6 protein-coding genes are annotated in these 13,455 nt (G+C 65.2%); 3 read left to right on the top strand and 3 right to left on the bottom strand.

Annotation, left to right across the window (positions count from 1 at the left end; translation table 11 throughout):
• Positions 1-244 precede the first annotated feature (244 nt).
• Both ACQ4W6_RS03275 and ACQ4W6_RS03270 read left to right on the top strand, forming a co-directional pair.
• Positions 245-457 (top strand): phage tail protein, encoded by a 213-nt coding sequence (locus ACQ4W6_RS03275; RefSeq protein WP_436565750.1) that lies wholly within the window; start codon positions 245-247, stop codon positions 455-457.
• A gap of 13 nt (positions 458-470) precedes the next feature.
• Complete coding sequence (locus ACQ4W6_RS03270; protein ID WP_436565749.1) at positions 471-1,007, top strand: phage tail protein; 537 nt, start codon at positions 471-473, stop codon at positions 1,005-1,007.
• Positions 1,008-1,091: 84 nt separating this feature from the next.
• Here the strand turns inward: ACQ4W6_RS03270 and ACQ4W6_RS03265 are convergent, their stop codons facing one another.
• The 3 genes from ACQ4W6_RS03265 to ACQ4W6_RS03255 are packed head-to-tail and all read right to left on the bottom strand — an operon-like array spanning position 1,092 to position 3,912.
• A complete protein-coding gene (locus tag ACQ4W6_RS03265; protein ID WP_436565748.1) occupies positions 1,092-3,275 on the bottom strand; it encodes an HlyD family efflux transporter periplasmic adaptor subunit in 2,184 nt (727 codons plus the stop codon).
• Entirely contained in the window at positions 3,248-3,721 is a 474-nt protein-coding gene (locus ACQ4W6_RS03260; protein WP_436565747.1) for a GNAT family N-acetyltransferase, read from the bottom strand. The genes ACQ4W6_RS03265 and ACQ4W6_RS03260 overlap by 28 nt, the downstream gene beginning before the upstream one ends.
• A 2-nt stretch (positions 3,722-3,723) precedes the next feature.
• Complete coding sequence (locus ACQ4W6_RS03255; protein ID WP_436565746.1) at positions 3,724-3,912, bottom strand: hypothetical protein; 189 nt, start codon at positions 3,910-3,912, stop codon at positions 3,724-3,726.
• A gap of 250 nt (positions 3,913-4,162) precedes the next feature.
• Here ACQ4W6_RS03255 and ACQ4W6_RS03250 point away from each other — a divergent pair, with 250 nt between their 5' ends.
• Entirely contained in the window at positions 4,163-13,450 is a 9,288-nt protein-coding gene (locus ACQ4W6_RS03250; protein WP_436565745.1) for an Ig-like domain-containing protein, read from the top strand.
• The last annotated feature ends 5 nt before the right edge of the window (positions 13,451-13,455 follow it).

Genomic DNA, 13,455 nt, shown 5'->3' with positions numbered 1-13,455 from the left:
CGTGGTCAGAACGGACATGGCAGCCAGTGGAAATAAAAATCCACACTGCCCGCCGCGATTTTAATTCGATGTCAAGTGTATTTATATTAATGTTGAAAATAAATTACTTAAACGCACGCCAATCCCTTAACTTGGGTGGATTGGGGTTCCCGTTGGCTCCGGCACCCCCTATATACAAGGCAAGGCGGCCGGCGAAGAAAACCATACGCTGCTGCTCGCCGAGATACCGCAACACACCCACGTCGTGAAAGCATCGTCCACCGCTGTCGATACGACGACACCCAAGAATGCCAGTTGGGGCAGTTTTGCCGACGGCTACGCCGCCAGCGCCAACGCCACGCTCAATCCGGCGGCCATCGGCATCACTGGCGGCAGCCAGCCACATAACAATATGCAACCCTATCTGGCGCTGTATTTCTGCATCGCCACGCAGGGCATTTATCCACCACGTCCATAAAGGGGAATAGACAATGGCAGATCCATTTGTCGGAGAAATTCGGATTTTTTGTGGTAGCTTCGTGCCGCGCGACTGGGCGCCCTGCGATGGCGCAACCTTGCCACTACAACAATACAACGTGCTGTATTCAGTCATCGGCACCCAGTATGGCGGCAACGGCACCAGCACCTTCATGTTGCCTGACTTGAACGGTAAAGTCGCGCTGCACCAGGGGACGGGGGTGGGCCTGACACCCAGGGCACTGGGTGCCACGGGAGGCGCCCCCAGCGTCACGCTGATACCCGATACCATCCCCGCCCACACGCATGCGGCGATGGCGTTCGATGCCGAAGGCGCCAGCATGAATCCCCGCAATGCGGTGTGGTCGCAAAATGTCAGCGCTGGCCGCCAGCCCGTGCCTCAGCTGCAATATGCGACAACCGTGAACGCTGTCATGAGCCCGGCAGCGCTGTCGCAAGCGGGCAGCAACCAGCCCCACAACAATATGCAACCTTATCTGCCGCTGCAATTCATGATCTGCCTGTACGGCGAATACCCGTCCCGCCCATGACCGATCCAGCGCCTGCAGCAGCAGGCGCATGGCGGCGGATAAAGCTTACTCACTTCATCCGCCGCCAGTGCGCACCTCGCCCCTTTACAAGCCGCTTTCGCGTATCAGCACGCCGGCAACCTTGCGCGCACCATTCCACAGCATGCTGCTGCGCTCCCCATCGATATGCGCCACCACGGGCGCCATGCTGGCCACGCCGCCGTCGAGCTGCAAGGTGACGCGATACAAGGCTTCATTCGCCAACGACTCGCCATGCGCGCCACCGCGCGCGGCAATCGGCCCGCCATGCAAGGACGACAACATCGGCTCCGGCAAGAGGCGGCTGGCCGTGCTGTCGACGCGCACCACGGTGGCCGCCATCGCCGCCGCGTCGTGGCGGCGCGGCAGCAAGCGCGCTTGCGCGCCCACCTTCACCCTGGCGATATCCGATTCGTGCACAAACACCTGCGCCTGCCCTGCGCCGTTGCCCACCACGCGGCCCAGCACATGGCCTGCGCCCACCCATGCGCCGGGAAACAGGCCCGGATCGAGGTCGCGCACCACGCCCGCATGCGGCGCCACCACGCTCAAACGTCCCACTTCGGCGCTTTGCAGCGCGTATTGCGCCCGCGCTGCCGCCAGTTCCTGCTCCATCACGCGCGCCCGTTCATGCAGGTCGGCATTGTCGATGGCGCCATTGATCTGCCGCTCCAGCCCGGCGATCCGGCTTTGCATCTGCTGCAACTGGCTATCCACCGCGGGCGCGGCGAACCGGAACAGGGCCTCGCCGGCGCGTACCGCCTGCCCTTCCCTGACCAGCACCTGCTCCAGGCGCGCCGGCATCGGCGGAAACAGCTGGCTATGCATGTCCGCCTGCCAATAGCCGTCGGCTACCACGTCCGAGCGCCATGGCACGATCACCAGGGCTAGCAGGGCCAGCAATACCAGCCCACTGCGGGCGGCATTGCGCGACCAGCGCGCGCGCAAATCGCGCCAGACGCGCAGCTCATTCCAGATCGGACGCAAGACAAACCAGCTGATTTCCACCGCAAACAAAATCACCCCCAGGGCTTTGAAAAAGAACAAATACACGGCCGCCGCGATGCCGGTGAACATGATCAGCCGGTACAGCCACGTCGCATAGGCATAAAAGGCCAGCCAACTGGCCCGCTTTTCCAACTGCGGCTCCGGAAACGGTGCCGCGATGCCCAGCAGCACTTTCCGCAGTTGCCAGCGAGCAATTGCAAAACTGCGCTCGGACAGGTTCGGGATATCCAGCAAATCCATCAGCAGGTAATAACCGTCGAAACGCATGAAGGGATTCAGATTGATGGCCAGGGTGCTGACCCAGGTAACGGCGGCCAAAATGTACAGGGCGCTCTTGAAGCCGCCATCCGGCGCCAGGCTCCACAACAGCGCGGCCATGCCTGCCAGCAACAGTTCGGCCACCACGCCAGCGCCGCCGATGGCCAGGCGGGCACGGCGCGACGTCAGCTTCCATGCCTCCGACGTATCGGTGTAGAGCAGCGGCCACATCATCATCAGCGCTACGCCCATGGCGGGCACCCGCACGCCGTAATGCTTGCAGGTGTAGGCGTGCGCCAGTTCATGCAAGATCTTTGCCAGAGCCAGCGCCAGGCCGTAATACAGGGCGCCCTGCCACGTAAAAAAATACAAAAAAGTGCTGGAAAAGGCGGGCCACTGGTCCAGCACGCGCCATACGCCCACCAGCGACAGCAGGCCGCAGGTGATGAAGAAGCCGGGCCGAAACAGCGGTTCTACATACGCCTGCGTGCGGTTCAGAAAGGCCTCCGGCCTGACCAGGGGAATGCGGAAAAACAGGTAATGGTGTAACAGCCACTGCAGCGGCGAGGGCTTGCGCCCTGCCGCCACCTTCTGCAGGTGCGCGCGCAGCCCCACTGCGTCGGCGCGCAACAATTCATTTGCTTGCAGGAATTGCTGCACGGCCAGCACATCCTCGGGATCCGGTGCCAGCGCCGTGTCGCGCGCGACGGCGTCGCACAGCTCGCCGGCCGCCATGCCACCGCGCCAGCGCGACAGCAATTCGAACTCCAGCCAGCCGATGCGAAAAAAACGGTTGCGCACCGCATCGTGCACATGCCAGTGCGGCGCGCCGTCGATGCCGGGCGGCGCCGGCAACAGCGACAAATCTTCGCGCAAGGCAGCCAGGCGTTGCGCGGCCGGCGCGTCCTGATTGGCCATCTGCCCGTTCAGCACGCCAGCGCCGGCATCGCTCAGCTTCATGCGCGCCACTGCAGCTGCGCGCACAGGGCGTCTTCCGACTCGACGGCAAAGCCCAGTGCCAGATACAGGCGCCGGGCGCCGGGATTGTCTTGATGCACGCAGAGGCACATCTCCTGCCCTGCCGCTGCAGCGCGGCCCTGCAAGCGCAGCAATACTTCGCCCGCACAGCCCTGCCGGCGCGCCGACGGCAATACGCTGATATCGACGATACGCAAGGTAGCGGCTACGCTATTAATAACCACGCTCCCTATTGCCTCACCTTGCCTTTCAATCATCAAATATTCAGCCTCAGGATAAGTCGATCGATAAGCGGTAATTTGGGCCTTATGCTGCATTAATATCAATAAATCAATATTAATTAATTCCGCTACAAACGCCCGCAAATCATCGCGCGTCGATGCATACAAAACCTGCATAAATTCCGCATCGGCTACTGCGGCAGGACGCAATACCAGTGTGCAAGCTGCCATGCTCACGCGTCCTGCCACGCCAGCAAGCGCGCTGGAATGCGGCCTTGCATAATCGCGGCACGCTCTGCATCAAATTCGGCACGCATGAAATAACTCCTTTTCGTCACTTCACATAAGTTATCAATAGTTACAATCAGCACAAATGAACATAATACGGCATTCATCCGCGGCGCAAAAAATTTATCCGGCATTTTCTTCCTTCAAGCTTAATTGCGCGCAAAAAAACTGCCTAATCGAGTTTACAATTATTGCCTTTAAGCAGCTACAATTATTAGTTGAGAAATTACTTAGTTTTAATTTCCCGGTGATTTTTGGTGACAATTATTTTAAACGCATTCAATGCCGCCAGTTGCTAACAGCGGCAAGGCGATATTTTTTGAATAACCTACCCCCTGCTGCCGGACGCGCCACACGGCGCCTGGCAGCGCAAAGGAAGCAGCGATGAAACGATACGACGACCCCAGCGCCCTCAATCACCCCGCCGCTGCGCCAGCGCGTGCCAGAACCGGGCAAGGGTCGCCTCTGCGCCCGGCGCGCAGCATGCTGGCACTGGAAACGCGTATCGTCTTTGATGGCGCCATCGCTGCCACCGCGCTGGCCGATCCGCATGATGCAGCTGCGAGCGGACTGCACCAGCCGGCCATCGCCGGCACGGCCGTCGATGCGGGACGCACTGCCGCCGACGCGGCCCGCGCCGCCGCGCTGGCGCCCGAGCGCGCACCGGCCGAAGCCCCCACCCGTCCCGCTGGCGCCGGCACCATCGTCTTCATCGATGCCTCGGTGGCCAACCCGCAAACGCTGCTGGCAGGGCTGAAACCGGGCGTGGAAGTCGTCATGCTCGACAAGAACCGCGATGGCGTGCAGCAGATCGCCGATGCCCTCAAGGGCCGCCACGACCTCGACAGCATCCAGATCATTTCCGAAGGCAGCACGGGGCGCATCATCCTGGGCTCTTCCGTGCTCTCGGACCACAATATCGACAGCTATCAAAGCGCCCTGGCCAACTGGGGCGCCGCCTTGCGCAGCGGCGGCGATATTTTGTTGTATGGATGTAATGTTGCCGATAATCAAACAGGCGAGCATTTTGTCAACCGCCTGGCCCAGCTGACGGGCGCCGACATCGCCGCCTCGACCGACGCCACGGGCGCTGCCGCGCTGGGCGGCAACTGGGTGCTGGAAAAACATACGGGGTCGATCGAAGCGGAGAAGGCCATCAGCGAGCGCGCGCTGGCCGACTACGCCGGCCTGCTGCTGACGGGCAACGGTACCGCCGACGGCACGTATGACTTTGGCGGCACTTACGGCTCTGCCAGCGGCGGCTTCCGCCCGCTCGCCGACAAATTGAAGGTCAGCGACATGCTCGCCCAGGATGGCACCGTCCTGTTCGCCAACAGTGCGGCCGCCGCGACCGACGGGGGCGCCATCACCGCCGTCTTCAAGGCCGAAGGCGGCTCTGTCGCCAAGACCTTCACCTTCGTCGATTTCAATTTCAGCGTCACGTCGCGCGGCGCTGGCCTGAATACGCGCACTGTCGACCAGCTGGTGGTAGTGCTGACCGACACTGCCGGCAACATCATCACCACCTTGCAAATGGCCGGCTCCACGCTAACCTTGTCAACGGCGGGCAATTCCCTGAGTTCGCTGATCAATGGCGGCGTCGCATTTTCGTATGCCGATGTCGCCTCGGTCAGCATTACCATCAGCCTGTGGAAGACCACCGATCACGGCGGCGACGGCGGCGCGGCCAGCGAAATCAATTTCGCCTCCATGACGATGAGCAACATCAGCGCGGGCCCCGTCAACACGGCGCCCGTCTTCGTTGGCGCGGCCACCACGCTGAGCATCCCACAAAACGGCGGCACCTTCGACGTCAGGAGCCTGCTGCACGCCAGCGACAGCGACAGCGGCCAGACCCTGAGCTGGACGACGTCCACCGCACCCTTGCATGGCACCTTGAGCATCAGTGGCGCCACCGGCGCCTCGGGCAACACCGACATCACGCCGGGCGGCACCATCACCTATACCCCGGCGGCGGGCTACGCCGGCACCGATACCTTCACCGTACAGGTCAGCGACGGCACGTCCACCGTCACGCGCACCATCACCGTTATCGTCACGCCGGCCACGCCGGGTACACCGGACTTGGCGGCGGGCAGCGACACCGGCAACAGCAATACCGACAAAGTCACCAATGCAGCCAGCCTCACATTCAGCGGCGCCAGCGCCGCCGGCGACAACGCCAGCACGGTGCGCGTTTTCCTCGACGTCAACGGCAATGGCGTGTATGACGCCGGCACCGACGCCTCCGCCACCGCGACCGTCAACAATGGCGCCTGGACCGTCACGGGCCTGAGCACGGCCGGCGTCGGTGACGGCAGCTACAGTGTGTATGCCATCACCACGGCGACGACGGGTAGCCTCAGCAGTACCCGCAGCGCAGGGCTGGCCGTCACCATCGACAAGACCCTGCCTGGCTCGCCGAGCAACCCGATCATCATGTCCGCGGCGTCCGACAGCGGCAGTTCGAATTCGGACGGCCGCACCAATGTCACCAATCCACTGCTGCGCATCAGCCTGGCCGGCACCAATGCGGTGTCCGGCGACACGCTCGAGTTGCTGCTGGGCGGCAATTCCTTCGGCACGCCGATGCGCGCCACCCTGAACAGCACCAATATCGCCAACGGCTATATCGACATGGCCATCGTCAGCGGCAGCCTGGGCGCCGACGGCACCAAAGTCCTGGCCTCGCGCGTGACGGACATCGCCGGCAACGTGGGCACGGCCGGCGGCAGCTTTACCATCACGCTCGACACGACACGGCCCGGCACGCCGAGCAACCCGATCCTGATGGCCGCCGCCTCCGACAGCGGCAGCTCGAATTCCGATGGCCGCACCAACGTCACCAACCCGCTGATGCGCATCAGCCTGGCCGGCACCACTGCGGTGATCGGCGACACGCTCGAACTGCTGCTGGGCGGCAATTCCTTCGGCACGCCGATGCTCGCCACCCTGAACGCCACCAATATCGCCAATGGCTATATCGACATGACCATCGTCAGCGGCAGCCTGGGCGCCGACGGCACCAAGGTCTTGACCTCGCGCGTCACCGACATGGCCGGCAATGCCGGCACGGCCGGCGGCAGCTTTACCATCACGCTCGACACGACACGGCCCGGCACGCCGAGCAACCCGATCGTACTGGCCGCCGCCTCCGACAGCGGCGCATCGAACTCGGACGGCATCACCAATGTCACCAACCCCACCGTGCGCGTCAGCCTGGCCGGCACCAATGCCGCCGTTGGCGACACAGCCGAACTGCTGCTCGCTGGCGCCACCTTTGGCACGCCGGTGCGCGCCACCCTCACCAGCACCGATATCAGCGCCGGCTATATCGACCTGACCGTCAGCAGCGGCGGCCTGGGTGCCAATGGCAGCAAGGTCTTGACGGGCCGCGTCACCGACGTGGCCGGCAATGCCGGCACGGCCGGCAGTGCGCTGACGATCACGCTCGACACAACCGTCGCACCGCCGTCCATGCCGGCACTTTCCAGTGCCAGCGACAGCGGCAGCTCGAACTCCGACCGCATCACGAATGTCACCACGCCCATCATCACCGGCACGGCAGAAAGCGGCAGCACCGTCACCCTGTACGACACGAACGGCACCACTGTGCTGGGCACGACCATCGTCACGGGCGGCACCTGGAGCATCACCAGCAGCGCGCTAGGCAATGGCGCGCATAGCCTGACGGCCAGGGCCGTCGATGCTGCCGGCAATACCAGCGCCGCATCCGGTGCCCTGTCCGTCACCATCGACGCCACTATGCCCGCAACGCCAGCCGTGCCGGTGCTCGACCCCGCCAGCGACAGCGGCGTATCGAATTCGGACCGCATCACGCGCGTGACCACGCCCGTGATAAACGGCACGGCCGAAAGTGGCAGCACCGTCACCTTGTACGACAGCGACGGCAGCACCGTACTGGGCACAACCGTGGCCACGGGCGGCGTGTGGAGCATCACCAGCAGCGCGCTGGCTGACGGCGTGCACAATTTGAGCGTCAAGGCCACGGATACGGCCGGCAACACCAGCGCCGCCTCCGGCGTCCTGGCGGTCACCATCGCCACCGTTGGCGTTGCGCCCGGCGCGCTGACCCTGGACGCCGCCAGCGACAGCGGCAGTTCGAATGCGGACCGCATCACCAACGTCACCACGCCGACCATCAATGGCACCGCCCTGTCCGGCTCCATCGTGACGCTGTATGACAGCGATGGCATTACCGTGCTGGGCACGACAGTGGCCGCTGGCGGCGTATGGAGCATCACCAGCAGCGCACTGGGCCAGGGTGTGCATACCCTGACCGCCAAGGCGTTCGACGCCGTCGGCAATACCAGCCCCGCCTCGACGGCGCTGAGCATCACCATCGACACCAGCATCCCGGCCGCACCCTCTGCGCCCTCGCTCGACAGCGTCAGCGACAGCGGCGGGTCGAATTCGGACCAGATTACCAAATTTACCAACCTGCTCATCACCGGCACGGCTGAAAGCGGCAGCACCGTCACCCTGTATGGCACCGACGGCGTCACCGTGCTCGGTTCCACCATCGCCAGCGGCGGCGCATGGAGCATCAGCACCAGCACACTGGCCGATGGCATGCATATCTTGCGCGCCAAGGCCAGCGACGCGGCAGGCAACGTCAGCGCCGCCTCCGACCCGCTTTCCATCACCGTCGATACCAGTGTCGCAGCGCCGGGCACCCCCTCGCTGGCCAGCGGCAGCGACACTGGCGCCTCCAATTCGGATGGCATCACCAGTGTCACCAACCCGCTCATCAGCGGCACGGCCGAAGCCGGCAGCAGCGTCACCCTGTACGACAGCGACGGCGTCACCGTGCTGGGCACCACTATCGCCACCGGTGGCGTGTGGAGTATCACCAGCAGCACGCTGGGCGATGGCAGCCACACCTTGAAGGTCACAGCCACGGATACGGCAGGCAATACCAGCGCCGTATCCAGCCTGCTGTCCATCACCATCGATAGCAGCGCTCCCGCCGCGCCGCCCGCACCCGTGCTGTCTGCCGCCAGCGACAGCGGCGTATCGAACAGCGATGGCGTCACGAATATCAGTCGTCCAACCATCACGGGCCGCGCCGAAAATGGCAGCAGGGTCACCCTGTACGACAGCGACGGCGTCACCGTGCTGGGCACGACAGTCGCCACTGGTGGCGTGTGGAGCATCACCAGCAGCACGCTGGGCGACGGCACTCACACATTAACCGCCAAAGCCACGGATACGGCAGGCAACTCCAGCGCCGCGTCCAGCCTGCTGTCCATCACCATCGATAGCAGCGCCCCGGCCGCGCCGCCCGCACCGGTGCTGTCCGCCGCCAGCGACAGCGGTGCTGCGGATGGCATTACCCGCGTCACCACGCCCGTCATCACCGGCACAGCCGAGTCCGGCAGCAGCGTCACCCTGTACGACAGCGACGGCGTCACTGTGCTGGGCACCACTATCGCCACCGGCGGCGTGTGGAGCATCACCAGCAGCACGCTGGGCGATGGCAGCCACACCTTGAAGGTCACAGCCACGGATACGGCAGGCAATACCAGCGCCGTATCCAGTGCTCTGTCCATCACCATCGACAGCAGCGCCCCGGCCGCGCCGCCCGCACCGGTGCTGTCTGCCGCCAGCGACAGCGGTGCTGCGGACGGCATTACCCGCGTCACCACGCCCGTTATCACCGGCACGGCCGAAGCAGGCAGCAGCGTCACCCTGTACGACACTGACGGCGTCACCGTGCTGGGCACCACTATCGCCACTGGTGGCGTGTGGAGCATCACCAGCAGCACGCTGGGCGATGGCAGCCACACATTAACCGCCAAAGCCACGGATACGGCAGGCAACACCAGCGCCGCGTCCAGCCTGCTGTCCATCACCATCGACAGCAGCGCCCCGGCCGCGCCGCCCGCACCGGTGCTGTCCGCCGCCAGCGACAGCGGTGCTGCGGATGGCATTACCCGCGTCACCACGCCCGTCATCACCGGCACAGCCGAGTCCGGCAGCAGCGTCACCCTGTACGACAGCGACGGCGTCACTGTGCTGGGCACCACTATCGCCACCGGCGGCGTGTGGAGCATCATTAGCAGCACGCTGGGCGATGGCAGCCACACATTAACCGCCAAAGCCACGGATACGGCAGGCAACACCAGCGCCGCGTCCAGCCTGCTGTCCATCACCATCGACAGCAGCGCCCCCGCCGCGCCGCCCGCACCGGTGCTGTCTGCCGCCAGCGACAGCGGTGCTGCGGACGGCATTACCCGCGTCACCACGCCCGTTATCACCGGCACGGCCGAAGCAGGCAGCAGCGTCACCCTGTACGACACTGACGGCGTCACCGTGCTGGGCACCACTATCGCCACTGGTGGCGTGTGGAGCATCACCAGCACGACGCTGGGCGACGGCACTCACACATTAACCGCCAAAGCCACGGATACGGCCGGCAACTCCAGCGCCGCGTCCAGCCTGCTTTCCATCACCATCGACAGCAGCGCCCCCGCCGCGCCGCCCGCACCGGTGCTGTCTGCCGCCAGCGACAGCGGTGCTGCGGACGGCATTACCCGCGTCACCACGCCCGTCATCACCGGTACGGCCGAAGCAGGCAGCAGCGTCACCCTGTACGACAGCGACGGCGTCACCGTGCTGGGCACCACTATCGCCACCGGTGGCGTGTGGAGCATCACCAGCACGACGCTGGGCGACGGCGCGCACACCTTGAAGGTCACAGCCACGGATACGGCAGGCAACACCAGCGCCGTTTCCAGCGCTCTGACCATCACCATCGACAGCAGCGCTCCCGCCGCGCCGCCCGCACCAGTGCTGTCTGCCGCCAGCGACAGCGGTGCTGCGGACGGCATTACCCGCGTCACCACGCCCGTCATCACCGGCACGGCCGAGTCCGGCAGCAGCGTCACCCTGTACGACAGCGACGGCGTCACCGTGCTGGGCACCACTATCGCCACCGGTGGCGTGTGGAGTATCACCAGCAGCACGCTGGGCGACGGCGCGCACACCTTGAAGGTCACAGCCACGGATACGGCAGGCAACACCAGCGCCGCGTCCAGCCTGCTGTCCATCACCATCGACAGCAGCGCCCCGGCAGCGCCGCCCGCTCCCGTGCTGTCTGCCGCCAGCGACAGCGGTGCTGCGGACGGCATTACCCGCGTCACCACGCCCGTCATCACCGGTACGGCCGAAGCAGGCAGCAGCGTCACCCTGTACGACAGCGACGGCGTCACCGTGCTGGGCACCACTATCGCCACCGGTGGCGTGTGGAGCATCACCAGCAGCACGCTGGGTGATGGCAGCCACACCTTGAAGGTCACAGTCACGGATACGGCAGGCAACACCAGCGCCGTTTCCAGCGCTCTGACCATCACCATCGACAGCAGCGCTCCCGCCGCGCCGCCCGCACCAGTGCTGTCTGCCGCCAGCGACAGCGGTGCCTCGAACAGCGACGGCGTCACGAATATCAGCCGTCCAACCATCACGGGCCGCGCCGAAGCCGGCAGCAGCGTCACCCTGTATGACACTGACGGCGTCACCGTGCTGGGCACCACTATCGCCACTGGTGGCGTGTGGAGCATCACCAGCAGCACGCTGGGCGACGGCGTGCACACCTTGAAGGTCACAGCCACGGATACGGCAGGCAACTCCAGCGCCGCGTCCAGCCTGCTGTCCATCACCATCGACAGCAGCGCCCCGGCAGCGCCGCCCGCTCCCGTGCTGTCCGCCGCCAGCGACAGCGGTGCCTCGAACAGCGATGGCGTCACGAATATCAGCCGTCCCACCATCACGGGCCGCGCCGAGTCCGGCAGCAGCGTCACCCTGTATGACACTGACGGCGTCACCGTGCTGGGCACGACTATCGCCACCGGTGGCGTGTGGAGCATCACCAGCAGCACGCTGGGCGACGGCGTGCACACCTTGAAGGTCACAGCCACGGATGCAGCCGGCAACTCCAGCGCCGCGTCCAGCCTGCTGTCCATCACCATCGACAGCAGCGCCCCGGCCGCGCCGCCCGCGCCCGTGCTGTCTGCCGCCAGCGACAGCGGCGTATCGAACAGCGACGGCATCACCAATGTCAGCCGTCCAACCATCACGGGCCGCGCCGAGTCCGGCAGCAGCGTCACCCTGTATGACACTGACGGCGTCACCGTGCTGGGCACGACAGTCGCCACCGGTGGCGTGTGGAGTATCACCAGCAGCACGCTGGGTGATGGCAACCACAGCCTGACGGCCAAGGCCACGGATACGGCAGGCAATACCAGCGCCGCGTCCAGCCTGCTGTCCATCACCATCGACAGCAACGCCCCGGCCGCGCCGCCCGCGCCCGTGCTGTCTGCCGCCAGCGAAAGCGGCGTATCGAACAGCGACGGCATCACCAATGTCAGCCGCCCCACCATCACGGGCCGCGCCGAGTCCGGCAGCAGCGTCACCCTGTACGACAGCGACGGCGTCACCGTGCTGGGCACGACAGTCGCCACCGGTGGCGTGTGGAGTATCACCAGCAGCACTCTGGGCGATGGCAGCCACAGTTTGAGCGCCAAAGCCACGGATGCGGCCGGCAACAACAGCGTGGCATCGACCACGCTGACCATCGTCATCGATGCCAGTGTTCTCTCGACGCCAGAGACCCCGCAACTGGTAGGCGGCGGCACCTCGACCACCAGCACCACGCCTGTCTTCAGCGGCAATGCCGAAGCCAACAGCAATGTCACCGTGCGCAGCGATGGCCTGGTGATTGGCACGGTGCAGGCCGACGCCAGCGGCAAGTGGAGCCTGAGCGTGCCATTGGCCCTGGGTGTACACCAGATCACGGCAACTGCCACGGATGCCGCCGGCAATAGCGGCAATCCTTCGCCCGCCCTGACCCTGAACATCGTGGCGCCGCCGATACCCGTGACGACCCCGCCGCCCCTGTCGGCCCCGCCCGTGCTGGCGCTTGCGCCTGATGTGACGCCGATTGCCGCGCCACCGATCAGGGATGCGGCACAGGGCCAGGTCAGCATGTCGCCGCTGGCCGCCGTGATCGATGCCGCCAGCGGCCAGGCGGATGAGCGCTTCGGCAGCGCGCCGCCGCCGAACACCCCCTACACGCCACTGCCGCCCATCCGCACGGAGCTGGTGCTGAACCGGGAAATCAGCAATCTGTCGATCAACTCGCAGCAAGGCTTGAACCTGTCGATTCCGCGCGATACGTTCGCCAGCGCGGACGGCAGCATGCCAACCCTGACGGCCCGCCTCGCCGACGGCAGCCCACTGCCGTCATGGATACAATTCGATCCGCTCACCGGCACGTTCACCGGCAAGCCCCCAGCGGGCGAGGCGGCGGCACTGGAAATCGAAATCGTAGCGAAGGATGCCAAGGGCAACGAAGTCAAGACCGTCTTCAAGCTGCACAGCGGCAAGCAGGAAGCCGCACCGCCACAGGCCAGCCTGTCGGGCAAGGATCTGCTGCTGGCGCTCGGCCTGTCCAAGCGCGCCGGCAGCGACGCGTCGATGGACGGCGGCACGGCCTTCCCCGACGCGGTCCTGGACGCGTTGCCCGATGCCACGCAGGAGGCGTCCCAGGATGCGCCCTACGCCAGTGCCCTGAGCGGGCAATTGGCGCGCGAAGCGCAGCGCTTTGCCCGTGATGCGAATACCACCTTGCGCCACCTGGCACAACTATAAGTTGT

The sequence above is a fragment of the Janthinobacterium woesei genome (genome assembly GCF_051380875.1).
Lineage (GTDB): Bacteria > Pseudomonadota > Gammaproteobacteria > Burkholderiales > Burkholderiaceae_D > Janthinobacterium.
This window is presented reverse-complemented; position numbering and strand designations above follow the sequence as displayed.